19 protein-coding genes are annotated in these 25,278 nt (G+C 36.1%); 12 read left to right on the top strand and 7 right to left on the bottom strand.

Annotation, left to right across the window (positions count from 1 at the left end; translation table 11 throughout):
* Positions 1–1,066 precede the first annotated feature (1,066 nt).
* From NBRC110019_RS08215 to NBRC110019_RS08190, 6 genes are all read left to right on the top strand, one after another.
* Positions 1,067–1,807, top strand: coding sequence for a hypothetical protein (locus tag NBRC110019_RS08215; RefSeq protein WP_281753929.1), 741 nt, complete (start codon positions 1,067–1,069; stop codon positions 1,805–1,807).
* Positions 1,808–1,939: 132 nt separating this feature from the next.
* Positions 1,940–3,637 carry a vWA domain-containing protein gene (locus NBRC110019_RS08210; protein ID WP_281753927.1) on the top strand — a complete coding sequence of 566 codons (1,698 nt, stop codon included), beginning with the start codon at positions 1,940–1,942 and terminating at the stop codon, positions 3,635–3,637.
* A 9-nt stretch (positions 3,638–3,646) separates the two neighbouring features.
* Positions 3,647–4,099: a hypothetical protein gene (locus NBRC110019_RS08205; RefSeq protein ID WP_281753925.1), complete on the top strand. Its 453-nt coding sequence runs from the start codon at positions 3,647–3,649 to the stop codon at positions 4,097–4,099.
* Positions 4,100–4,327: 228 nt separating this feature from the next.
* Positions 4,328–5,428 carry a glycoside hydrolase family 53 protein gene (locus NBRC110019_RS08200; RefSeq protein ID WP_281753923.1) on the top strand — a complete coding sequence of 367 codons (1,101 nt, stop codon included), beginning with the start codon at positions 4,328–4,330 and terminating at the stop codon, positions 5,426–5,428.
* A gap of 173 nt (positions 5,429–5,601) precedes the next feature.
* Entirely contained in the window at positions 5,602–6,174 is a 573-nt protein-coding gene (locus NBRC110019_RS08195; protein ID WP_281753922.1) for a hypothetical protein, read from the top strand.
* Positions 6,175–6,457: 283 nt separating this feature from the next.
* A complete protein-coding gene (locus NBRC110019_RS08190) occupies positions 6,458–7,591 on the top strand; it encodes a lycopene cyclase family protein (RefSeq protein WP_281753920.1) in 1,134 nt (377 codons plus the stop codon).
* A 33-nt stretch (positions 7,592–7,624) separates the two neighbouring features.
* Here the strand turns inward: NBRC110019_RS08190 and NBRC110019_RS08185 are convergent, their stop codons facing one another.
* On the bottom strand, positions 7,625–8,599 hold the full coding sequence (locus NBRC110019_RS08185; protein WP_281753918.1) for a polyprenyl synthetase family protein: 975 nt from the start codon (positions 8,597–8,599) through the stop codon (positions 7,625–7,627).
* Positions 8,600–8,813: 214 nt separating this feature from the next.
* On the opposite strand from NBRC110019_RS08185, the gene NBRC110019_RS08180 reads away from it, so the two are divergent.
* From NBRC110019_RS08180 to NBRC110019_RS08165, 4 genes are read left to right on the top strand one after another with little or no spacing between them, the layout of a single operon-like run.
* Positions 8,814–9,464 carry a TetR/AcrR family transcriptional regulator gene (locus tag NBRC110019_RS08180; protein WP_281753916.1) on the top strand — a complete coding sequence of 217 codons (651 nt, stop codon included), beginning with the start codon at positions 8,814–8,816 and terminating at the stop codon, positions 9,462–9,464.
* A complete protein-coding gene (locus NBRC110019_RS08175) occupies positions 9,461–10,798 on the top strand; it encodes a TolC family protein (protein ID WP_281753914.1) in 1,338 nt (445 codons plus the stop codon). Before NBRC110019_RS08180 ends, NBRC110019_RS08175 begins: the two co-directional genes overlap by 4 nt.
* Positions 10,799–10,808: 10 nt before the next feature.
* Complete coding sequence (locus tag NBRC110019_RS08170; protein ID WP_281753912.1) at positions 10,809–11,963, top strand: efflux RND transporter periplasmic adaptor subunit; 1,155 nt, start codon at positions 10,809–10,811, stop codon at positions 11,961–11,963.
* Positions 11,964–11,974: 11 nt separating this feature from the next.
* Entirely contained in the window at positions 11,975–15,502 is a 3,528-nt protein-coding gene (locus NBRC110019_RS08165) for an efflux RND transporter permease subunit (RefSeq protein ID WP_281753911.1), read from the top strand.
* Positions 15,503–15,582: 80 nt separating this feature from the next.
* Here NBRC110019_RS08165 and NBRC110019_RS08160 read toward each other — a convergent pair whose 3' ends face one another.
* From NBRC110019_RS08160 to NBRC110019_RS08135, 6 genes are all read right to left on the bottom strand, one after another.
* Complete coding sequence (locus NBRC110019_RS08160; RefSeq protein ID WP_281753909.1) at positions 15,583–17,892, bottom strand: hypothetical protein; 2,310 nt, start codon at positions 17,890–17,892, stop codon at positions 15,583–15,585.
* Positions 17,893–17,985: 93 nt separating this feature from the next.
* Positions 17,986–18,726 carry a glycerophosphodiester phosphodiesterase gene (locus tag NBRC110019_RS08155; protein WP_281753907.1) on the bottom strand — a complete coding sequence of 247 codons (741 nt, stop codon included), beginning with the start codon at positions 18,724–18,726 and terminating at the stop codon, positions 17,986–17,988.
* A gap of 64 nt (positions 18,727–18,790) precedes the next feature.
* Positions 18,791–19,207 (bottom strand): GNAT family N-acetyltransferase, encoded by a 417-nt coding sequence (locus tag NBRC110019_RS08150; RefSeq protein WP_281753905.1) that lies wholly within the window; start codon positions 19,205–19,207, stop codon positions 18,791–18,793.
* A gap of 5 nt (positions 19,208–19,212) precedes the next feature.
* Positions 19,213–20,100: a putative outer membrane beta-barrel protein gene (locus NBRC110019_RS08145; protein WP_281753903.1), complete on the bottom strand. Its 888-nt coding sequence runs from the start codon at positions 20,098–20,100 to the stop codon at positions 19,213–19,215.
* Positions 20,101–20,131: 31 nt separating this feature from the next.
* Positions 20,132–21,259: a glycosyltransferase family 2 protein gene (locus NBRC110019_RS08140; protein ID WP_281753901.1), complete on the bottom strand. Its 1,128-nt coding sequence runs from the start codon at positions 21,257–21,259 to the stop codon at positions 20,132–20,134.
* 82 nt (positions 21,260–21,341) lie between these two features.
* On the bottom strand, positions 21,342–22,268 hold the full coding sequence (locus tag NBRC110019_RS08135; protein ID WP_281753899.1) for a lysylphosphatidylglycerol synthase transmembrane domain-containing protein: 927 nt from the start codon (positions 22,266–22,268) through the stop codon (positions 21,342–21,344).
* Between the two features lie 36 nt (positions 22,269–22,304).
* Here NBRC110019_RS08135 and ruvC point away from each other — a divergent pair, with 36 nt between their 5' ends.
* Positions 22,305–22,856 carry a crossover junction endodeoxyribonuclease RuvC gene (ruvC, locus tag NBRC110019_RS08130; protein ID WP_281753897.1) on the top strand — a complete coding sequence of 184 codons (552 nt, stop codon included), beginning with the start codon at positions 22,305–22,307 and terminating at the stop codon, positions 22,854–22,856.
* 96 nt (positions 22,857–22,952) lie between these two features.
* Complete coding sequence (locus NBRC110019_RS08125; protein WP_281753894.1) at positions 22,953–24,734, top strand: metallophosphoesterase family protein; 1,782 nt, start codon at positions 22,953–22,955, stop codon at positions 24,732–24,734.
* Positions 24,735–25,278 lie beyond the last annotated feature (544 nt).

Genomic DNA, 25,278 nt, shown 5'->3' with positions numbered 1-25,278 from the left:
ACGGAGCATCTTAAAAGCAAAGATGCTCCGTTTTTTATTTTTTATAACTAAACCTATTCGGGGCAAGCCCACGAAGCATTTAATCTCAATTATTGAGTAAAGTACTTTCCTTATTCTTACGGTTTAATTGCCTAAACAAACAGGCTTATCTTATAATCTTTTTGCAAACAATAGTTGTCAAATAAATTTAAGCCATTGTTTTTACAACTGTCTTAAAACCTAAAAAACCACCTATTATAGACTACGAATTTTCTTTAAAATACGTATAAACCCGTATATATTGATGTAGCTATAATTCATACGTTTGAACTCGTAAATATACCTTTCACAATTTTACAAGAAAGGAAAAAAAGTAAGGTACATATGTTTGCAATAGTTCCTTTAGTCTGTACCCGCAACATACAGACTAGTTTTTTGCTGGCAAGCTTTATCTAAAAGATCAGTTACAAAAAGAAATGCTAATTAACCCACATATAGCCACTCTCGCTAACTAGATTTGCCAGCGTCTTTATTCCCCTAAAGACGCCTTCTTTTTTTCCCCAAGCCTTGCCCCGCCTAACGGGCAAGGTATTTTTTTGGGTAAGTCTAACTTTTTAAGTGTTTTTACCATGAAGATAAAAACACCACTCGCACTATTGATCTGCTTTTCATGCCATTATACGTTACAAGCACAAGAAAACTCCTTATAAAATGCCACCTACAAACAAAATCATTATTGTAAAACATAAAACGGAGAATTTAACTTACTACACCTGTTAACCACCTGAAGCTGTAAATTTTGTGCATACTAGTGAAACTTTTGTACTAAAAAACAATAAATTATAAGATTTATTTAACGCTAACAGCACAGCATCATATTTGCCTACTAACTTCGGTTTTGTATATTTACTTGATAATAGAGATTTAATGCTCCGAGACGTGTTTCGTAATAAAGTACTGTTCAATTATAATGCGTTGTGGGCTTGCCCCGAAGTAGTTTACTAACATAGTAAAAGTATGTCTGTTAGTTACCAACTAATACACAAATAAATGTTAGACAGTTGAAGATAACACCAATACTAAGAATTTGAGAAATATCTTTGTTTTGTTTTCTGTGCTTTTGCTGCTAGAATCGTGCACCAACAAGTATGACCGCCAAAAGTATCCACAATTGGTTACCGAGCTAGGGCACTGTTTTCCGGTACATAGCTGCTATGCTACAGATTACAACGATTTTAGCTTGCTTCCATTAGCAATTCGAAAAAATTACTTAAAATACCTAGAAAATAGGTTGGGAGACACCCTTAGCAAAAAGGTTGTATTTCAATCGTGTACTATGTATACTAATACAGAAGAAGCTATAGTGACTCCTACTAAAACCATGGCTACTATTTTATTACAACGCGATAATCCACCAAAACACCCTACTGTATTAAACTGTGATTCTAATATGCCTTATCCTATTTATGCAGCGAGGTATTCTTTTTACTGGCCAGAAAAAGGTATTAAAGAATATGACTTCTGTATTCTGCTAGACAAAAACGGTAGTCCGATAGTAGATATACCACTTCCAAGAAAAGAAGAACTATTGCAGATGCACCCAATTGAAGAGGTTATTACCGCCATGATAGATAGAGGTATTGCCGCGAAGGATGCAACCATCCATTTATGGTATGATAGATATACTGAAACATTGGTATGGCGTGCTTTTGAAATTGCAAACAACGAAAACGCTGAGAACGTTGGGCATTTACCCATTGTAAAAAAGCAATTTTCGTTAAATGCGTTTACCGGCACCATTACAGAACACAAACCTAATGGGTTATAGCAACCCTCTGTTACCAATAAAAAAACTCATTAAAGCACTATTATACAAACGTATAGCACTTTTATTTTAACATAATTTTATTTTTGGCATCCTTATTGTATTTCTTTTTTTAACTGATAAAAAAAACATGTTATGAAAAAATTGATACTTTCTGTTGCCTCGCTATGTGTTATTTACAGCTGCGGCACTAACAAGAACACTGAGGCAGATACCACCACCACCCAAACCTCTACCACACACCCCATAGTTACAACCGATACCCCACCAGAACCACCAGAGATTAATGAAGTTGTAAATGATGAGGAAGAATTGATGGAGGATGTAGACGTAGGTGATGTAGCTTTTATGAAGGCAAGCAAAAGTAAGCGTACGTTAGTAGGCAAAAATGGCTATATGTACAGCAATGATTATAACACCGAAGAATACGAGCCCATTACCGAAAACGAGTTTAAAGAAGTACTAAAAAATCCGTTATCTACCTTTTCTGCCGATGTAGACGGGGCTTCCTATAGCAATACCCGTAGATTCATCTCTCGCGGACAATTACCGCCTAAAGATGCGGTACGCATAGAAGAGTTTATTAATTACTTTGATTACGACTATAAAAACCCAACCGGAAACAATCCGTTTTCTATCAATACAGAAGTTTCCGAATGTCCGTGGAACCCAGGTAACCGTTTAGTACATATTGGGCTACAAGGGAAAAAAATTGCTACTGATAATTTACCAAAAAGCAACTTGGTATTTTTACTAGATGTATCGGGCTCTATGGATGCGCCTGATAAACTACCCTTGTTAAAATCGTCTTTCAACTTATTGTTAGATCAGTTAGGAGAAAACGATCGTATTGCTGTAGTGGTATATGCCGGGGCTGCCGGAGTGGTATTACCATCTACCTCTTGTGATGATAAAGAAACCATTATCGATGCCATTAATAAACTTGATGCAGGCGGAAGCACTGCCGGTGGTGAAGGTATTCAATTAGCTTATAAAATTGCACAAGAAAACTTTATTAAAGGGGGTAACAACCGTATTATCTTAGCTACCGACGGCGACTTTAATATAGGAACATCTAGCAATGCTGAGTTGGTTCGTTTAATTGAAGAAAAACGTAAGTCGGGTGTATTTTTATCAGTTCTTGGGTTTGGCTCAGGCAACTATAAAGACAGTAAAATGGAACAGTTAGCCGATAAGGGTAACGGTAACTACAATTATATAGACAACCTGTTTGAAGCTAAAAAAGTATTAGTTAATGAAATGGGCGGTACTATGATGACCATTGCTAAAGATGTAAAAATTCAGATTGAATTTAATCCGGCTAAAGTGGCACAATACCGTTTAATAGGGTACGAAAACAGAAAGCTAAACAATGAAGATTTTAATGACGACACCAAAGATGCCGGAGAAATAGGATCAGGGCATACCGTAACGGCGTTATATGAAATTGTACCTGTGGGTAAAGAAAACAGTACCAGCACTGACTACAAGTATCTACAAACTTCTATTTCTGAAACAGCTTATAAAGGCAACGAATTGGCTACAGTAAAATTTAGATACAAAGCACCAAATAGCGACACCAGTAGTTTGTTAGAACAGATAATAAAAGATAACAATACCGAGCTTTCTAAAACCTCAGATAACTTTAGATTTTCTGCCGCCGTAGCCGAGTTTGGATTGTTATTGCGCGACTCTAAATTTAAAGGTAGTGCAAATTACCCTCAGTTACTAGAATTAGCTAAAGGTGCTAAAGGCAAAGACGAATATGGATACCGTATAGGTTTTATTACCATGGCAGAATCTTCTCAAAGTCTTAGAAGAGAACCATATTAAAACATTGCTATGAAAAAGAGAAAAAAATATAAAACAAATACCGGGTTTAAAATGGCTCACTTAGGGTTGGTACTGCTTATGGTTACTGCATTTATGACCGCCATGAAACCTGCTCCCAAAATAGAGAATATTATTATAGGTTCATGGAAATATGAATACCATGGGAAAGACAGCATTACACTAACAAAGGTTAAACACCTGAAAAACAATACACCGGGAATTATTTTTAAAAGTGACGGTACGCTCATAAAACGCCAAAATATAGGTTGGTGTGGTACCCCACCTATTACGTATGGAAATTTTAGCGGTGAATGGACAAAAACCTCTGACGTTACCCTTGTCATTTCTCATACATATTGGGATGGTACAATACATAAAAATTGGATGCTAAAAAATGCATCGGACAAGCGATTGTTGTTTGCGGAAAGTGATGTGAAATTCGATAAGAAAATCAGGCAATAGAATGCAAAACGCTAAAACTATGCTTATAGCTTGTGGCGGTGGTATGTAAGAGCAAGGCTTTCGCCATACCACTACAATAGCTGTAGCCAGTATTAACACCCCTAATGAAAAACTTGCCGAAATAGTGAATATCAGAAAACACCGGGCATTGGTTGGCGGTTATCTTTACGCTGCCTACAATATTTATTACTAGGTATAGATAAGGAAATTATATATTTTTGTAGTACTATGAAGAAAATCACAATGTCTTTTATATTCGGCTATATATTTTTACTAATGACGGCCTGCACCTCAGCAAACAATGATATCCCTGAGGATACTCCTGATCCGGAACCTACCGAAACCGAATTTATTTCGGCAGTAGATATCTCTAGTCTACCTGAAATTTTAGAAAGCAATCCTACATTTTATGATACTGATGGTACAACTGAAGACATGCTTACTATTTTAAAAGACAACGGAGTTAACACCATTAGGTTACGACTATGGGTGAACCCTGCCAATGGACATTGTGGATTTGACGAAGTAAAACAGTTTGCACAAACTTTGCGTACCTACAATTTTAAAATATGGCTTACTGTTCACTATTCCGATACTTGGGCAGACCCATCGCAACAGGTAATACCTGCTGCCTGGGAAAACGATACAATGGCCGAACTACTTACCCATGTTCAGGATTATACCTCCTCTATAATAAACCAAATAGACCCCGACTATATTCAGGTTGGTAATGAAATTAATAGCGGGTTTATGCATCCAATGGGCAATATAAGTAGTAATACAGATCAGTTTATAACCTTGTTAACCACCGCTACATCAACTGTAAGAACTTTAGCTCCGGATACAAAAATTATATTACATTATGCAGGATTAGAAGGTGCCGACTGGTTTTTTAATCAGGTAACCGATATTGACTATGATTTTATAGGACTATCTTATTATCCTATATGGCATGGTACAAGTTTAACTAATGTAGAAAGTACTATAACACAATTAGGTACTACTTACAACAAAAAAGTACTTATTGCAGAAACTGCTTACCCATTTACATTAGGCTGGAATGATTGGACCAATAATATTGTTGGACAAGATGATCAGTTAATACTACCCGATTATCCTGCTTCTCCTGAAGGACAGAAGAACTTTATAACCGCCATAAAAACCATTCTTACCAATAACGAAAACGGACAAGGATTTTGTTATTGGGGTGCCGAGCTTGTTGCATGGAAAGGAATTGAAGCTACTGATGGTTCTTCATGGGAAAATCAAGCAATATTTAACTTCGATAATGAAGCATTACCCGTTATAAGCAGTTTTACGCAAGAATAAAACACCTTGTATATTTGTAAGTATTACCCCTAGTCTTTTATGAGTAACAAGAGTTAATTATCGAGTATAATTTAAGATAATCTAAAAAAGAGCATCGTTTTTAAAAAAAACAGCAATTTAGACTTATTCAACGTGATTTTTTTTGTAAATTACTAATTAACGTCTTACAATAAATGTTTAATTCGTTTTTAAAAATAATAACCGCTTTTCTAATATTTCTTTTTGTTGGAATTAAGTATCACCCAGAGCTCAATGAAGCTCACTTTTTTATTAAACATAAGCCCAACTTTAAATTAGAATATTTTAGACCAATTTCTGATTCAGATGTGACTTTAGAAGAACTCTCTAATGATCATCTTGCGGAAGAATTAGCTTATCGGGAGTATGTGGGAGATTTTATGGATACAGACATTTTAGATGAATTGGCTCCTTTTTTTATAGCACTAATGTCCTACTTATTTGCTACCGGATTATTGGAGTTACTAATATCTAAAAAACGACGTAAAAGAAATAGTCCAAAACGCATAATTACGGGATACTTAGGCAATTTATTATTATTTTTTGGGTCTTATGCCATCTTTTGGAATTTCCATATAAAGGGAATTATTATTATTGCCTTATATTTTTCAGGGTGTATTATTTTTCAATATTTTGTATTTAAATGGAAAAGAAAGTCCCGAAGAAAAAATAAACACAACGGTCGTAATAACGGTAATCACCATCGTAAACCTATTAAAAATACGTAAAAGTTGGTATGTTTTTGCATTTCAATATATACTATAATTGAAACGATCAAACCTCCTAAATAACCATCAATTTCATTTAACTACTACCAAATGAAATTATTGAAAAAGCATCCATAAAACTGGGTGCTTTTCTATAAAAAAACTTACAAATATTCTAATATTAACTACAAAAACACGTTATTTATAAAAGTTTAAATGCTAATATATTCGTTATATAACGTCCATTTAAACCATAAATTCCTCCATTATAAAATATTTTGAATTATTTTGAACCCACATTATTATGAGGGAAAATACATTTATTATTACAGGAGCCGGAGCCTCGGGTCTACTATTGGCATACGCTATTGCGAACGATACTTATTTTGATGACTATCAAATACTTATAATTGACAAAGAAATTAAAAATAAGAATGATAGAACGTGGTGTTTCTGGGAAAAAGAAGCAAATGATTTTGAACATTTATTGATGCATTCATGGCAAAATCTGCAGATTGGCGGCAAACATACCTTTATGCAAATTCCTACAGCACCTTACACGTACAAGATGCTTCAAAGTAAGCCTTTCTACAAAGCTATAATGAATACCATTACAGCGAAAACCAACATGACATTTATAGAAGATACCATAGTAGCCGTTAACGACAAAGATACGTATGTAGAAGTGGTTACCAACAAGGCTACGTATGAGGGAGCAAAGGTATTTTCGAGTCTTCTAAAGTCAGATGAAATAACCAAGACAACCAAACCATTATTATGGCAACATTTTAAAGGTTGGTATATAAAAACGGAAAATAAAGAGTTTGATTCAGATGCAGCTACGTTTATGGATTTTTCTATTCCGCAAGAAGGAAATACATGTTTTATGTATGTATTACCAATTTCTGCTACAGAAGCTCTGGTAGAATATACCTTATTTTCTGATGAACTTCTTGAAGATAAAGCGTATGATAAAGCCCTAGAAAATTATCTTACTACCCTAGACATTGCTAACTATACAGTTACCGAAACGGAGAAGGGAAAAATTCCAATGACCACGCATAATTTCTATACCAAGAATACTAAAAACGTATTGCATATTGGTACCAGTGGCGGGTTTACTAAACCAAGCACCGGATACACTTTTAAAAGCATGCAAAAAAGGATTCCTTTAATTATTGAAGCCATAAAAAACAACACTTCATTAGATACTCTTTTTAGCACCAACAGGTTTACCTCTTACGATACCATTCTGCTAGAATTGTTAGCTAAAGAAAATCATTTAGGAAGTGAAATATTTATATCGTTGTTTGAAAACAACCCTATAGCATCTATACTGAAATTTTTAGATGAGGATACTAGCCATGCAGAAGAATTGGCTATTATAAACACCCTCCCTAAAAAGCCTTTTTTAAAAGCTTTCAAAAGAATACTTTAAGAACAAAATAATACAGAAAGGGTCTCGTATTGCTTACACGGTTCGCTTCATTAGCGTATTACCAAAAGCCATAAGAAACTCTTTTTTATCTTGGCCTATCTGTAATTTATCTAAGGCAATAAATGCTTTGTTGGTATATGCTTCTATAGCCTCTTGTGTAGCAACATCTGCACCGCTGGAAATAAAATAAGCTTTTACCTGTTCTATTTTGTCTGCTGGGTTACTAGGTTTAATTGCAAACAAATGTTGTAATTGTACCTTTTCCTCATCAGAAATAAACGACATGGTTTTTAAATACAAATAAGTCTTTTTATTTTCAATAATATCGCCTCCTATCTGCTTACCAAAAGTAGCTTGATCTCCAAAGGTATCTAAATAATCATCTTGTAACTGAAAAGCAATCCCTAAATTCAAACCAAACTCATAAATGGCATTGGCTTCCAATGCACTGGCATTAGCTACTATAGCTCCCATTTTCATGGCAGCCCCAACCAATACGGCAGTTTTATAAGTAATCATTTTAAGATACGCATCTAAGGTAACATCGTCACGGGTTTCAAAATCTACATCATATTGCTGCCCCTCGCATACCTCAATAGCTGTTTTACTAAACAACATAGCAAGGTCTCTAAATTTCACCGACTCATAGTACTCAAATAACTGGTAAGCTATAATCAGCATTGCATCGCCCGATAAAATTCCGGTATTTAAATCCCATTTTTCATGCACGGTTTGGTGCCCTCTTCTTAAAGGAGCTTCATCCATAATATCATCATGTACCAAAGAAAAATTGTGAAATACTTCAACGGCAAGTGCTGCATCTAACGCCTCTTTAAAATCTCCTGAAAAAATATCTGCTGTCATTAAAGTTAAAATAGGACGTAAACGCTTTCCGCCTATTCCTAAAATATAATGCATAGGAGCATACAAATTTTCTGGCTCAGTGGCATTAATACGTTCTTCCAAATGCGATAAAAAAGCTTCTCTGTACTGACTTAGGGTTTGCATGAAAAAAAATTTTTACGAAAATACCATATTATTTAAAACTATGCTTAACACACCCTGTATTTATACAGGTAACTTACTAATGAAAAATTAAAAAAAAATTTGTTATTTATTAGCAAATTCTTCGACTAAGAGTAAAAAGTCCTCCCTATTTAGTAACCCACTGACTTACAGTTATAAAGTTTTATTTAACCAAAATGTTAAATAATAGTAAACCATGGAAACTTTTTTTGTTTCTAAAGTTTCCATTACTATTTTTGTCCCCGATATGGAAAACAAAATAATAGAACGTGCACTAGACTTATTCTTAAACTTAGGTTTTAAGAATGTAACTATGGACGAAATTGCAAAGGAAACTGGTATCTCTAAAAAAACCATCTATCAGTTTTTCGAAAACAAGAACACACTTATTTTAGCATGTCTTAATAGTATGACACTAGAAATCAATAAGAACATATCGTTCGTTAAGGAGAAAAACTACAATGCTGTTGTAGAACAAATGGAAGTTAAAAAACTGATTATGAGACAACTTAAATCAGAAAAAACTTCTCCTCACTACCAACTACAAAAATATTACCCCAAAATATACGCCAATGTTCGCAGCCGACATAAAGAGATTATGAGTACGTGTGTGGCCGATAACTTAGCCAAAGGAATTAAAGAAGGCTTATACCGTAAAGAAATTAATATAGATATAGTTACAAAAATTCATTTTATATGTGCAATAGAAATTAAAAATGAAGATCATTTTCCGCCAGAAAAATATTCGGTATTGGAAATTATGAACACGTACACCGAGAACTTTTTACGTTCTATGGTAACCACAAAAGGATTAGAAATTTTAGAGCAACAACTTAAACAGCAATGAGAAAACTATTAGTACTGATGCTTCTTCTATGTGTAGGAATGTTAAGTGCTCAGGAAAAGGAAACCCTGAACTTAACTCTAGAAGAGGCTATTAACTACGCCCTAGACAATAACCGCTCTGCCATTAATGCACAGCGCACTATTGAAGCAGCCAAAAAACAGAAGTGGGAAACCACCGCTACCGGATTGCCACAAATTAGTGCTTCGGTAGATTACCAAAACTACTTAAAACAACAGGTATCGTTAATTCCGGCTGAGTTTTTTGGCGGAGAAGCTGGCACCTTCGAATCTATTACCTTTGGAACCAAACAAAGCGTTAGTGCTTCTGCTACCCTAAATCAGCTGATTTTTGACGGATCGTATTTAGTAGGACTACAATCGGCTAAGGTATACCTACAGATTTCTGAAAATGCTAAGCAAAAAACCGATTTACAAATTCGCAAAACGGTTATAGCATCGTATGGTAACGTATTGTTAGCAGAAGAAAATATTGCCATACTAAAAAACAACAAACAAGTGCTAGAAAAAAACTTGTTTGAAACAGACCAAATGTTTAAAAATGGTTTAAGCGAAGAAGAACATGTAGAGCAATTACAAATTACATTATTACAAGTAGACATTTCATTAAAAAATGCTTTACGTCTTAAAAATCTGGCCTATGACATGCTTAAGGTTACCTTAGGTACCAATATCACCAGTACGGTTACCGTTACCGATGATTTGGCTACGCTTACACAACAAAATATTGACCTAGAGTTGTTTGAAGCTACATTAAATATAGAAAACAACATTGATTATAAGATTGCTAAAAACAATGAGGTATCACAAGAGTTGTTATTAAAACTTGAGAAAAGCAAAGGATTACCAACTCTTAGTGCCTTTATTAATGGAGGTTACCAAGGGTATGCAAGCAAAGAGTTTACCTTTTTGAAAAGCACACAAGATTGGTTTGGGTCTTCACTATTTGGGGTTAGCTTAAACGTCCCTATTTTTAGTTCGTTAGGAAGATCGGCAGCTACGCAACGTATGAAGATTGAGCTTGACAAAGCTAAAACTGATTTAACCGAAACAGAACAACAACTTATGCTACAATTTGAACAAGCTAAAAGTGAATACCAATACTCGGTTGAGTTCTATGAAAGTGCTAAGCAAAATTTAAAACTTGCAGAGCGTATAGAATATAAAAACCAAACGAAATACACTGAAGGTATTGCGACCAGTTTTGATTTAAGACAAGCACAAACACAGTTATATACTGCTCAGCAAGAATACTTGCAAGCAATGTTAAATGTACTTACCAAAAAAGCAGCACTCGAAACTATTCTAAACAACTAAAAAAATTACAATGAAGAGAATTATATTATCTATACTAACCGTTGCCATGGTAGTTTCCTGTGGTAAAGACGAATCTAAAAAAATTGAGAAGGCCATTGAAAAAAATGACCCTAAGGAAATGAAAACGGTGAAAGCCGAGCTAGAAACTAAAATTGAAGGCTTACATGCACAAATAGCTACGTTAGATGCTGCTCTTGCAAAATTTGATACGGTTGAAAAATTTGTGTTAGTTACCGCTTTTAAAGCTAAAGACACCATATTTAATCACTTTCTTGAATTACAAGCCGATGTAAAAACCGACCAAAACATTGTACTAAATGCAGAATACAGCGGTATGCTAACCAATGTATATGTAAAAGAAGGTCAAAAAGTAAGCAAAGGGCAGCAATTGGGTAAAATAGACGATGGCGGATTAAGTCAACAACTTGCCCAATTAGAAATAAAAACCGAATTAGCTAAAACTACCTATGAGCGTCAACAACGTTTATGGGATCAGAAAATAGGTTCAGAAATTCAGTACCTACAAGCTAAATCTAATTTTGAAGCGCAAGAAAAAGCGGTAACGCAATTAAAAGAGCAAATAACTAAAACCGTTATAACAGCTCCGTTTAGCGGAACAATAGATGAAATTATTACGGATAAAGGTTCTATTGTAGCTCCAGGCGTTTCTATCTTCCGTTTGGTAAACTTAGGCAAAATGTACTTAGAAGCCGATGTACCCGAAAGCTATGTAGGTAGCGTAAAACAAGGTACAATGGCGAAAGTAAACATCCCGGTATTACACGAAGAAATTACCACTAAAGTAGTACAGGCTAGTGATTTTATTAATCCGGGGAACCGTTCGTTCCGTATTAAAATTGAAGTACCTAACAAAGCCGGACTTATTAAGCCTAACTTAACTGCTAAAACATTAATAAACGATTATACAAACGAAGCGGTTATTAAAGTACCGGTAAGTATTTTATCGGAAAATGCTGATGGTGATCAATACGTATACTTGGCAAAAGAAAAAGATGGAGAACTAGTAGCACAAAGAACCATTGTAACCACCGGAAGAACTCAGAATGGTAAAATAGAAATACTAACCGGTATCAATAACGGAGATCAGGTACTTTTAGAAGGCGCCAGAAGTGTAAAAGACGGTCAGAAAATTAGTATCCAATAAATCAATAGACTATGAGCAAAAGTAAAACAAATAAAGAATTTGTCCTCTCATCCTGGGCTATTGATAATAAGGTTACTATCTATGTAGTGGTAGCTATCTTCCTGATTGTAGGTGCTATGGCCTACAACGGAATGCCTAGAGAAAGTTTTCCCGAGGTTAAAGAAACCAAAATATATGTTAGTACAGCGTATCCGGGTAACACTGCCGAGGATATAGAGAAACTAATTACTACGCCTTTAGAAGACGAACTTAAAAATCTGAATAACAAAACAGATATTGAGTCTACTTCTCAGGAAGATTACTCAATTATTACCATTGAGTTTGACGAAAACATTACGGTGGAAGCTGCGAAGCAACGCGTAAAAGACGAAGTAGATACCAAAAAAGCCAGTGAAGACTGGCCTACATTTAATAATGCCAAAGTAGAACCGAATGTATTTGACCTGAATTTTTCGGAAGAAATGGCTATCATGAACATTAATATTAGTGGTGACTACCCGATTGAAAAACTAAAAGATTTTGCCGAATACTTGCAAGATGAAATAGAAGGGCTGGAAGAAATTAAAGAAGCCAGTATTCGTGGGGCACAAGAAAAAGAAGTGGAAGTTGCCGTAGACATTTATAAAATGATGGCTGCTAAAGTAAGCTTCGATAATGTTATCAACGCTATTAGGGGTGGTAACGTAACCCTCTCTGCCGGGAGCTTAATTACTGAAGGACAACGTAGAATTATACGTGTACTTGGTGAGGTAGATGACCCTGCTGCGCTTAACAACTTTGTAGTTAAAACAAACGATGGTATTGTATATCTTAAGGATATTGCAAAAGTGTCTTTTAAAGAAGAGGACAGAACTACGTTTGCCCGCGATATGGGTAACAACGTTGTGATGTTAGACGTTAAAAAACGTGCCGGTAAAAACATGGTAAATGCATCTGAAAAAATAGATGTTATTTTAAAAGATGCTGCCAAAAAATTACCTCAGGATCTTAAAATAACCAAGGCGAATGATACTTCTGAAAGAACCATTAATCAGGTAGATGACTTAGTAAATAACATCATTTTTGGTATTTTCTTAGTAGTATCTGTATTGATGTTCTTCTTAGGATTCCGAAACGCCTTATTTGTAGGGTTTGCAATTCCTATGTCTATGTTCATGTCGTTCATGATTTTAGACACTTTAGGCTATACCTTGAACACCATGATTTTATTCGGACTTATTATGGGTCTGGGAATGTTGGTAGACAACGGTATTGTGGTGGTTGAAAACGTATACCGTTTAATGGATGAAGAAGGCATGAGCCGTATGGAAGCCTCTAAAAAAGGGATTGGTGAAATTGCCGTACCTATTATTATTTCTACCGCTACTACGGTAGCCGCCTTTGTACCGCTAGCCATGTGGCCGGGTATTATGGGATCGTTTATGAAGCTCTTCCCTATTACCCTTTCTGTTGTACTGGGGTCGTCACTCTTTGTGGCTATTTTTATCAACTCCATGTTGGTATCAGAGTTTATGAAGGTAGAGGAAGACAAACTTTCTATTAAGCAATTAGTAGTAATTAGTATTGTATTAATTATTCCGGGATTATTGATATTCTTTACAGGTGGCGCTGTAAAAGGATTGGGTACCTTAATGATTTTTGTGGCTATTATGTTCTGGATTCACCAGTTATTTTTAGTAAAAGTAGCCGAATGGTTTCAGCACAAAATACTTACCGTATGGGAAAACTTCTATGAAAAAATCATTAGGAGTGCCTTATCAGGGCGTATGCCTTTGGTATATGTTGGTAGTACCGTGTTACTATTAATTGTATCGTTAATGTGGTTTGGTAGCCGTTTAAAAAATAAACAAACGGAGGTATTGTTCTTCCCTGATAACAAACCGAATCAGATTTTCACCTATATAGAATACCCACAAGGTACCGATATTGAAAAAACCAACAAACTTACCAAAGAGATTGAAAAGCGTGTATATGCCATAGCCAATGATGCTATGTATATTGATAAAGAAACCGGTGAAAACTTTATGGTTGAAGCTGCCGTATCTCAGGTAGGTGAAGGTGCAGGGAACCCACAAACCGATGGAGGTTCTGCGGCAGAAATGCCACACAAAGGAAAGGTATCGTTAACGCTAAGAGAGTTTAAATACCGTAAAGGAAAAGACTCTGAAGTTTTAATGAACCGTATTAAAGATACCTTGCGTAATGTATACCCTGGTGTATTAATATCGGTTGAAAAAGATGCTGTTGGTCCACCAGCAGGATACCCAGTTAATATTGAACTTTCGGGTGAAGACTATGATGACTTGATTACGGTTGCAGAGAATATGCGCGACTTTATAAACAGTAAAAATATTGAAGGAGTTGATGAACTTAAGCTGGATGTAAATAAATCCAAGCCTTCTATGAAGGTAGAAATTGACCGTGAAAAAGCCGGAGAATTAGGTGTTACGGCTGCCATGATTGGAACCCAGCTAAGACGTTCTATTTTTGGCGAAAAAGCAGGGGTTTACAAAGAAGACGGTGACGATTACGATATCTATGTGCGCTTTAATAAAGATAATCGTTACAATATGAGTGCCTTGTTTAACCAAATGATTACGTTTAGAGATCAGGCTTCGGGGCAATTGAAACAAGTACCACTATCATCGGTTGTTAGCTATAAGAACACGGCTTCGTTCACAGCTATTAAGCACAAAGAAACTGTACGTGTGGTAACTGTATACTCTAACCTTGCTCCTGGCTATAGTGATGCAGGGGCTGTGGTAGAAAACATTAAGAAAGAACTAGATGCCAGCGGATTTAAAATTCCGGATACTATTAAGTCTGACTTTACCGGACAGATAGAAGAGCAAAACAAACAAATGGCATTCTTAATGTCTGCATTAATTATTGGTTTAGGATTAATTATGCTTATTCTAATCTTCCAGTTTAGCTCTATCTCTAAGCCAACTATTATTATGGTGGCAGTGTTCCTGAGTTTTATTGGCGTATTTTTAGGATTATCCATCACCGGATGGCCGTTTGTAATTATGATGACCATGATGGGAATTATATCACTGGCGGGTATTGTAGTAAACAACGGGGTAGTACTGCTAGATTATACACAAATATTACTAGACCGTAAGAAAGAAGAAATTGGCGCGCCAAACAATGCCTTTTTACCAAAAGAATTGGTATTAGAAGCTATTGCACAAGGAGGTAAAGCACGTTTGCGCCCAGTATTATTAACGGCGATTACTACCGTATTAGGGTTAATTCCGTTAGCTATTGGTTTAAACATTGATTTCTTCTCTATGTTTGCTGAGTTTGACCCTAATATTTATATTGGTGGTGATAATGTAATTTTCTGGGGACCTTTAGCATGGACGGTAATTTTTGGTTTGGTTTTTGCTACCTTCTTAACATTAGTTATTGTACCTGTACTATTTTACCTGTCTTTACGTTTAAAGTTTAGAGTAATGAAAAGTAGAAGGTTTGAACCTAAGAAATTAGAAGATCATGAATATCCTATTGTCCCTTTAGACAATAAAGAAGAATAAAATAATAATACCTGTTATTATTCAAAAACCCTCAGGCGCTTTAATTATGCCTGAGGGTTTTTATTTTATATATTGTTTTACTATTCAGTTTCTTTTTCATAAGAACTTAATAGAATGTCATCTTCTTCGGGTACCTTAATGGTCATACTAGTAGTTACTTCATTCATTATTCCTGCTTTTTTAGCGGCATACGCAAAAATGGCTCCCAAAATACGTACTTCATACACATGTTTTAAGTTGAAGCTAGCAAAAAGAGATCTCTTAAACGTATTACTTCCCAAAGTTCCTTTCTCCTCAATATACCTATCCAATCTATCTTTTACTAATTGAAATGTATCCGTTAATTCCTTAAGCTCTTCATACATATTGTCTGAACTTAGCAAGAAACTCAATCGTGATTCATTTCTGGTATGATCCTTTTCATAACTCAGTAAATGACGACTCACATTATCGTTATTATTAAAACTATCCCCTAGTTTCTCTTCAATTTCATAGTCACTCAGGTTACCTTCTACAGCATCGGTTAAATAGTATCTAAAAAACGGTACATACACCTCCTCTTTTTGGGTTAAATTTCGTCTACCATAAAATGCTTTTATATAAGGTAAACATTGAGCTAGAATCAATGCCTTTTCATTGATGTTTAATCCTAAAATAGTTTCTAATAAGCTATCAAAATTTCCTTCCTCAGTTACCAAAGGTCTTGAAGGCACTTTCAACAACAACTCAAATGAAACCCCTTTTTCACCTTTCACTTCTTGTATTAACTCATTATACGTGCTCTCAAACTTATCTTCCGGTAATATACCCCAGCAAACCGCAAAGTCTAGAAACTCTTTAAACTCATGACGAGTTAATTTCTTACCATCTTTATAATTAGCAGAAATCGTAATTCCGTACGAGAACATATTGGTAACAAACCTATCGTTATGCGGTATGTATTTAGGCATCTCTGTATTAAATGCGAAGGAACATTCCGCCTCGGGACCAAACAACACTAGCTTGGCTGTTCTTACATAGCTTAAGTCGGTCACCTTTTTTTGTATCACATCATCTTTATATAAATGATGCTCACTCTTGGTCACTTTTCGGGTATCTGTTTGGCTTAGTCCAAAATCACCAATAGTTAAACCTATTTTAAGTGATTTTAAAATCTCTGTAGCCGTAATTTTTTTGTATTCTATAAGCGCAATTGCAGTATTATCTACTTCCGATGCTTCTAAAATTTTATTCGCTCTTAATCGGATAATATTCTTGTGCTGACTTTCTAAAGCAGCCTCTGTAAAGGTGGCACTTAATAAGGTTTCCTCTGTTTTGGTATACGAGTATGAATACCCAACCCCAAGTTCTAACGTACTTTTAAGAACTCCTTTTATATCGTCTATTAATTTTTCTTCCAGTAGCTCATGTGCATCTGCAACCTTATCAGCTATCAGCCCCTTCACAGCTTCTATATTCTCAAAAGATTTTACTGTATCGGGTACATCTATCCCTAACTTATCTGCAATGTCTAGTAATTTTTTAAAATCAAAATCGGTATAGTTCTCTGGTAGTTTATCAAGCAGCCCCGTAGTTACCTCCACCAACTGGGTTACTTTATCACTAATAAACGCATCTAAGGCTTCGGTTATCAGTTCCGGATTATCAAAACTAACCCCAACTTTAAGACTCGCATCAACAGTCCCTTTTTGGGTAAGCGACTTACTTAAGGCTACAAAGTATTCATCTTGTTTCTTCTGTATAAGTATCTCAAAAGAATCTTCAATCTTATAGGTACATTTTAAATCGGCTCCCGAAGCTATCTTTAACTGTAACACATCTGATAACGATAACACCTTAGAAATCTCTTTTAAAGAAGCACTCAAGGTATCTGACAACGATACCGAAACACTCCCTTCTAAACTACCGTTTAAAGATGCTGTAAGCGCCGAATTATCCGATAAATTTTTAATACTTTTTAACGACAGAATATTTTTAAAATGGGTAACATCATCTATAACTGCACCCATTAACGAGCTAGTTTTATCATGTACTGAATAATACGAAAAAGACAATGCCTGATTGGCCTTAATCCCAAAATCAAAATTTCCAGAAGTAAAACTAACAGACGGAGCTACTCTACCTGTAATGGTATAAGCTAATATCCCTGAAGTATGTACCACATCGGCATAGTTCAATTTCATTAGAACCTCATCATCTGCAGGTATGGTAGTATTGTTATAAAGACATACTGAACCTGCCAATGAAGGTGTAATACCTACCGACCAATCATCGGTATTTGCTAAATCAATCTCCTCTTCAACTTCCTTAGATATAATTTCTTTTGAAGTACCTTCTGCTAATGTACTATTGGGTAAATTTATCCCATCAAAGTATTCACTTAAATCCATAGTCTTAATTGGTTTTATGATTTCAATAAAAAATAGAAATAAGCCCCTAACATATCAATACCTACTTATAGGTATTTTATAGAAAATATTCAGCTACTCCTCCCTATCAGGATAATTGGTAATAATACCTTCTACGCCTAACGTTTTCATATATGAAATATCTTCATCATTGTTCACGGTCCAGGTATAAATTTTAAAACCGGCACTATGTATACGGGCTACATTGGCCTCGGTAAGCTTACTATACTGCGGATTAATAGCTTCGGCTTTTACTTTAACAGCCATATCCATCGCTTTTAGTGGATCACCATCCACTAATACCGCTAATGGCATGGTGGTATCTAAAGCATACATTTTTTCCAATTCCTCCCAACGAAAACTCGAAAAGATGATATGCTCTTTTGTCCAACCCTTGGTGGCTATATATTCTTGTACCACCTTATACGATGGCCCAGCTGTATTAGCGCCTTTTAACTCAATATTAAATCTACATTTTGCGTCTATCAAGTCCATTACCTCTTGCAGTGTAGGTATCTTATATCCGCCTGTAAGTTTTAGTTTTTGCAACTCCTCATAGGTAAAGCCTTCAATGTTTCCTTTTACTCCAGTCATACGTTCCAAATCATCATCATGAAAAACCATTAACTCACCCGACTTAATTACGAACACATCAATCTCAATTGCATCTACATGCAAGTCTAACGCTTTCTGAATAGAAGGTAAGCTGTTTTCTGTTTCATATCCCATGGCACCACGGTGCCCAATTACCAAAGGTTGTTTTTGAATCGGCATAACTAATAAACCTATCAAGGCAAGAATTATTGTTGTTTTCATACCTCCAAATTACACTATTCCTAAGGTACAAAAAAGAAGCTTGTATTAAGTTTTGGCTAAATATTTATAATAGCTTTTCAAAACACACACTACTTGCTACCTCTTTATATTGTCCGTAATTCGGTATCACTTGGTAGTTGTTCTTCTTGTAAAGTCCGATAGCCTCGGGGTGTTTCTCTCCCGTTTCCAAAATTAATCGGATCATATTTAACGCTGTTGCCCATTCTTCCAGCGCCTTTAGTACTGCTGTGGCAATCCCTTTACCCCTGGCGGTTTCACTTACATACATACGTTTTACTTCCATCACTCCGGGTTCATAGAGCTTAACAGCTCCACACCCTACAGGAATACTATCTACGTACGCCACCACAACATGTTGCAGCATGTCTATTTTATTAAACTGGGCAAAAAACGCATGGTCTGCCCCATCTCTATGTGCTAAATCGGTATGCTCACTAGTAGTTTTATGTATTTTAATCATTGCTGTTATAGCGTAAATTTAAGTCCCAAGTTTACATCTACAGGAAACTCATCATTTGCATCATAAAACATGGCAACAATATCTGTATATTGTAATGTTACAAACATGTTATCAGATAGTTTTATGTCGGCCCCAACACCAAAAATAACTGGAATATCCAAATCGAAACCATCTTCGTCAAAGGTTATAATACCTCCGTCTTCAATAGCATATGCCTTGGTGAACGATTTATACCCAAAAGTAGCAATTTTACATTGGCCGTATAATTTAAAGGTTTCGTTATTCACAACCTTATATCTATAGTTAATAGACAATTGGGTAGCCGAATAATCATAATCTGTTGCTGTAAAGTTATGTCTTACATGTACAAAAGCACTGTGACCCGACGCTGGTGCAAGCTTATTATACACTTCCAACTCAGCCGTAATTTGTGGTGCCATTACATTGTTTGGGTTGTATGTATACACATTGTTAGAAACACCCCCCATAACACCTAACCTATATCCCATCTGAAAATGAATATTGGTATATACATAATTGCTATCCTTCGCCTTGTTGTAAGCTATGACAACCTTTTTAATACTGGTAAGGGTTAAGGTTGTTCTATTTATATTCACAGAAATGTCTGCATCTGAGGTAAGTTCTCTTAAAATTTCTTTGTATTCAAACTGATACTTAGCTGATTGATTCTGCGTATTCTTAAGTTCATAAAAAGTACCTTCTTTTGACACAAAATAACGGTACGTATTATTCTCTTTATGTACATATAAAGACAGGGCACCTTCTACTTCTGTCTGCATAGTTACACGTTCCTTATTAACCGTATACGATTGTTGGGTATAGCCTGCCAGTGTTACCAAACACATAAGTAAACCAAGAAATGTTTTTTTCATAAATGTTAGTTATATAGATAAAAATATTAATTTATTTTTTAAACGTATTTCCTTTCCAAGTATATGTACCAAAAAAACTACTAAATGCGGTGTAAGTAATAAAAAACGGATAAATAAACACAGCCAAATAGTACGAGCGAAGCATTTGCTGCTGATTAAAAAAGCCAGCGGTAGTGTAAATCATAAAAAAGTCCAAATTCATTTTTACTGCAAATCCAAGCAGCAACCATTTTACACTCATTTGTTCTAAGAACACCAACCCCGTATATATAGGCAATGCCATATTCATAAGCAATACAATAACCGCCACCAACTTTGTTATTGGATTACGGTAGGCGCTTGCTTTGGCACCCCAGCGTTTACGCTGGTGCAACAACTTTTTTAAGGTAGGTTGCGGTACCGTTGCTACAATGCTTTTAACCGATTTTAAATAACGTACACCATCAGGATACTTCTCCTGTATTTTTTCCATTAAAAAGATATCATCTCCACTACTAATATGTGTATTGCCCTTATAGCCTTCTACCTCGTTAAACACCTCTTTAGCATATGCCAAATTAGCCCCGTTGCACATAAAAGGTTTTCCTATACCAAAACCACCTATGGTACTTCCCATTAAGCTAAGAAAATCTAGTAGCTGAAACTTTTCTAAAAAGGTATTATTTACACTGTAAGCAACTGGCATAACTACCATTTTTGGCTGGTACTTGGTAATAAACATGGCCAACACTTCTAACCATTTAGAAGGTATTATACAATCACCATCGGTAGTTACTATCCAATCATGATGGGCTTGCGTGATGGCTAACCCAATTGCATCTTTTTTCGGACTATTGGTATGGCGTATACTATTTAGTAAATGGATATTATACGTTGAATGCTCGGTCATAAAATCGAGTACAATTTTCTCTGAGGTATCGGTTGAATTATCGTTTACCAATAGCACCTCCCATAAATGTCTAGGGTACTCTAACTGTTTTAACGAAGAAAGTAATAATGCCAGATGCTCGGCTTCGTTTTTAAACGGAATAACAATGGTAAATCCAATAGCATCCATTTTTTTAGAGAGTTTAAAGGGTTTTACCTTGGTAAAGCCATATAATAAAAGAAGGACTAGCATACCATAAACGGTACAAATAACTACCCAAAAAATAATCATGCTACAGTTGATTTAAGTCTAAATTTACTCGATAATCGAGATTCTATACTCCGAGGCTTGTCTCGAAATTAAAACATAATGCTTATAAATACTTCGTGGGCTTCCCCAGAAGTGATTTACCTATTACAAAGGTACCCAACAAGGCGGGAAAACCCGTATTAAAAATCCACATTAACAACGTTACTCCCAATACCAACGATGCCGGAATATGATATACCGAAAACAAAAAAACTGCTGCTCCTGCTTTTAATACCACATCAAATAACGCCATTACCGGAAGCAGCGACGCTGTAATATACATCACGGCAATAACACTCATACAAATACCATAGGGTACAGCTACCCCAAACGCTAACAGGAATACATAAAATTGATGCGAAAACACCAAATATCTTGCTAAGGAAACGAATAAATTAAGCCTTCTGTTTGCCAAAGGAAGTTGCTTATAATCTTGCCAAAGTACGGCTAGCGAGTAGTTTTTTATGGTGATATTTTTTAAAAACTTGAAGGCTAACAATACTAATATTGTACCTACAATTACCATACTAACCAACTGATACATTTGCAGATATAGCATACCTAGCAACCCCGCTATACAGGTTATTAATAACTGGTGCATATTGTGGTAAAAGGTAAGTTCAAAAACGGTAGCTCTTTTTTCTTTGGCATAGTATAACGACTTGGCTCCGTACTCTCCTAACCTGCCCGGTGTAAGTACTGCCAGTGTTTGGGCACCTATGGTTTGTACATAGGCTTGTACAAAACTAATGGGGGCTAATAGCGTTGCTAACTGTTGCCACTTTATAATTTCTAATCCCCAATTAATAACAGATAATAACGCAATACTTAACAGCAACCACCCCATATGTGCTTGGTTAAGAGCGTTTAAAAGATAGGTAAATCCTTCTGGTTCGGTACTTATATGGTGGTATACTACCCAAAAAGCAGCGAATATAATGGTTACTTTCAGCAGAACTATCAGATATTGTTTAGCTTTGTTGTAGTGCATAGGCATGCACGCAAATTACGTAATAAAGCAATACTATTGAAAACAGAGAGGATTATATTAGGAGTGGATCCGGGAACTACCATTATGGGATTCGGACTTATTAGGGTGGTGAATCGTAAAATGGAGTTTTTACAATTGAACGAACTAGACCTTAAAAAGTATACCGACCACTACCTGAAGCTTCAGAAAATATTTGAACGTACTATAGAACTTATTGATACGCATCACCCCGACGAAATTGCTATTGAAGCTCCTTTCTTTGGAAAAAATGTACAGAGTATGCTTAAATTGGGGCGTGCCCAAGGGGTTGCCATGGCAGCCGGACTCTCACGCCAAATACCGATTACCGAATACGAGCCTAAGAAAATAAAAATGGCGATTACCGGAAACGGAAACGCCAGCAAAGAGCAAGTGGCTAAAATGCTTCAGCAACTGCTAGGGATTAAAACCCTACCAAAAAACCTAGACTCTACCGACGGACTAGCCGCGGCGGTATGTCATTTCTTTAACGACGGCAAACCTGCTAAAACTAAAAACTACAGTGGTTGGGATAGTTTTGTAAAACAAAATAAGGATAGGGTTAAATAAAAGCCCCCTAGCCACCAATGGGGGCTACTAACCTTAAATTTCCCTTAACACGCTTTACTTTCTGCTATTGTATCTTAGAGGTTTTAATAACTGTATATGTTTCATAAGGTTCTTTTTAGTTTACTATTCTTGTATAGTTCTGTTACTATGGCGCAACAAACTCCAACTACGCAAATTGCCTTTTTAGCCGATGTGCATTTGCAAGACATCTACGGTAGTTTTTCAGACACCGATTTTAACGGCATTGTGAATCCGAATACCGGAAAGCCTACGATTCTTAGAACCATGGCTTCGCAATTACATTCTACCCGTATTTTTAATGAGAATTACTTTGCTTTTATAACAGCGTTGGAAGATATTGCCAAACGCAATATTCATTTAGTAGCTTTACCGGGCGACTATTCCGATGACGGGCAGCCCATTCATATAAAAGGGTTGAGTCGTATTTTACATCAATATGAAAAGGCGTATAACATACAGTTTTTTATTACTACCGGAAATCATGATCCGGTGGGACCGTTCCTTAAAGAATCTGGTAAAAATGACTTTCTAGGGGAAGGCGGAAAAGCACAACCTATTTTTAGTACAGAAGGATTATACACCCCTAATAAAGAAACAGAACATCCTACCATTATCACCAAAGACATTGCTAAAATGGGGTACGATGGCATTTTAAAAGAGCTCGGTGATTTCGGCTTTTTCCCAAGAGAACAATATACCTATTGGGCTACGCCATTTTCTGATTATTCGTACGAAACTTACACCTATAAAAAAGCACAGGCAGCAGCCAACTTAGACCAACGTACCTATGAGGTAGCACCCGGTTTTACCGTACCCGATGTTAGTTATGTGGTAGAACCTGTACCGGGCATTTGGTTATTGGCCATAGATGGCGATGTATACCTCCCTAAAAACACCAACGGAAATCCTGCTGACCCTCACAACTACCATGGAGCCAGTACGGGCTACAACAATGTACTTACCAACAAAAAACACCTAATAAATTGGGCTAAAAAAGTAGCTGCCGAAGCAAAAAAACATAACAAAACACTAATTACATTTAGTCATTTCCCCATGGTTGATTTTAACGATGATGCCAGCGCTACCATTGCAAAATTTATGGGATCTAAAAAGTGGCAACTAGAACGTGTACCAGACGAAGCCGTAGCCCAAGCCTTTGCTGATGCCGGAATTACCATTCATATTGCCGGACATATGCATATTAACGACACGGGAATACGCACCACTAAAAACGGACATACATTGGTGAATATTCAGTCGCCCTCATTGGCAGCATATATTCCAGGCTATAAGATTTTAACGTTGCATGATAAAACAACCATTGAAGTTGAAACTGTGACTTTAGATTCCGTACCTCACTTTGATGAATTGTTCCCTATGTATGAGACAGAACATGAATTTTTAAATGAATTACATTCTCCTAACATTTGGAATATGGAGGTTCTTGAATCTGACACCTATCATGATTTTATGTTATGGCATTTAAAAGAGCTGGTTCGGTTGCGTTTTATCAACGACTGGCCTGAGCCTGTTAAATCGTATTTACAACAAGCCTCTTTAGAAGATATTGCCCAAAAAGTGGGCTTGTCTATTACCAAAACCAACTGGACGGGTACCGATGTGATTTATGATTTTTATAAACTACGAAATGCCGATGTATTGGCCTTGCAAGATATTCCTGAGGAACGACTAAAATACTACCGCCAATTGATTTTAGCTTATAAAAATAATACCCCAAAAGATACCCTTGAAGCGCAACTACAACAGGTATTCTATTGTATTGATGCATTTTTAAATGGAGCTCCTGCACAGCATTTTAAGGTGAATCTGGAAACAGGTGAAGTAACTACCCTCTAACCCCAATGGGGAATTCTTACTCTGATGAGATGATAAATTTTGAATTGAAATGAAACTCGTCATGCTGGATTTATTTCAGCATCGCACAAGTAGCTCATGTGCTGTTTGGCTCACTCTGATGAGACACTGAACAAATTTCAGGGTGACGGTTCGGGTTTTGCCCGTCATGCTAGACTTGATTCAGCATCGCACAAGTAGCTCACGGACTGAATTTCTATTTTAAATTTTGAATGTATTTAGTCGAAAGTTGATGACTCAATCTCATGAGACACTGAACAAATTTCAGGGTGGACAGTTCGGGCTTTGCCCGTCATGCTAGACTTGATTCAGCATCGCACAAGTAGCTCACGGACTGAATTTCTATCTTAAATTTTGAATGTATTTAGTTGAAAGTTGATGACTCAATCTCATGAGACCCTGAACAAATTTCAGGGTGGACGATTCGGGCTTTGCCCGTCATGCTGGACTTGGTTCAGCATCGCACAAGTAGCTCACGTGCTGTTTGGCTGACTCAGATGCGACCCTGAAATGAATTCAGGGTGAC

This window comes from Neptunitalea chrysea (assembly GCF_027924145.1).
GTDB lineage: Bacteria > Bacteroidota > Bacteroidia > Flavobacteriales > Flavobacteriaceae > Neptunitalea > Neptunitalea chrysea.
This window is presented reverse-complemented; position numbering and strand designations above follow the sequence as displayed.

Bases quoted from the DNA above. Each gene is read 5' to 3' on its own strand.
- NBRC110019_RS08210 (WP_281753927.1), top strand. From the start codon at position 1,940: ATGAAAAAATTGATACTTTCTGTTGCCTCGCTATGTGTTATTTACAGC.
- NBRC110019_RS08205 (WP_281753925.1), top strand. From the start codon at position 3,647: ATGAAAAAGAGAAAAAAATATAAAACAAATACCGGGTTTAAAATGGCT.
- NBRC110019_RS08200 (WP_281753923.1), top strand. From the start codon at position 4,328: ATGAAGAAAATCACAATGTCTTTTATATTCGGCTATATATTTTTACTA.
- NBRC110019_RS08195 (WP_281753922.1), top strand. From the start codon at position 5,602: ATGTTTAATTCGTTTTTAAAAATAATAACCGCTTTTCTAATATTTCTT.
- NBRC110019_RS08190 (WP_281753920.1), top strand. From the start codon at position 6,458: ATGAGGGAAAATACATTTATTATTACAGGAGCCGGAGCCTCGGGTCTA.
- NBRC110019_RS08185 (WP_281753918.1), bottom strand. From the start codon at position 8,599: ATGCAAACCCTAAGTCAGTACAGAGAAGCTTTTTTATCGCATTTGGAA.
- NBRC110019_RS08180 (WP_281753916.1), top strand. From the start codon at position 8,814: ATGGAAACTTTTTTTGTTTCTAAAGTTTCCATTACTATTTTTGTCCCC.
- NBRC110019_RS08175 (WP_281753914.1), top strand. From the start codon at position 9,461: ATGAGAAAACTATTAGTACTGATGCTTCTTCTATGTGTAGGAATGTTA.
- NBRC110019_RS08170 (WP_281753912.1), top strand. From the start codon at position 10,809: ATGAAGAGAATTATATTATCTATACTAACCGTTGCCATGGTAGTTTCC.
- NBRC110019_RS08165 (WP_281753911.1), top strand. From the start codon at position 11,975: ATGAGCAAAAGTAAAACAAATAAAGAATTTGTCCTCTCATCCTGGGCT.
- NBRC110019_RS08160 (WP_281753909.1), bottom strand. From the start codon at position 17,892: ATGGATTTAAGTGAATACTTTGATGGGATAAATTTACCCAATAGTACA.
- NBRC110019_RS08155 (WP_281753907.1), bottom strand. From the start codon at position 18,726: ATGAAAACAACAATAATTCTTGCCTTGATAGGTTTATTAGTTATGCCG.
- NBRC110019_RS08150 (WP_281753905.1), bottom strand. From the start codon at position 19,207: ATGATTAAAATACATAAAACTACTAGTGAGCATACCGATTTAGCACAT.
- NBRC110019_RS08145 (WP_281753903.1), bottom strand. From the start codon at position 20,100: ATGAAAAAAACATTTCTTGGTTTACTTATGTGTTTGGTAACACTGGCA.
- NBRC110019_RS08140 (WP_281753901.1), bottom strand. From the start codon at position 21,259: ATGATTATTTTTTGGGTAGTTATTTGTACCGTTTATGGTATGCTAGTC.
- NBRC110019_RS08135 (WP_281753899.1), bottom strand. From the start codon at position 22,268: ATGCACTACAACAAAGCTAAACAATATCTGATAGTTCTGCTGAAAGTA.
- NBRC110019_RS08125 (WP_281753894.1), top strand. From the start codon at position 22,953: ATGTTTCATAAGGTTCTTTTTAGTTTACTATTCTTGTATAGTTCTGTT.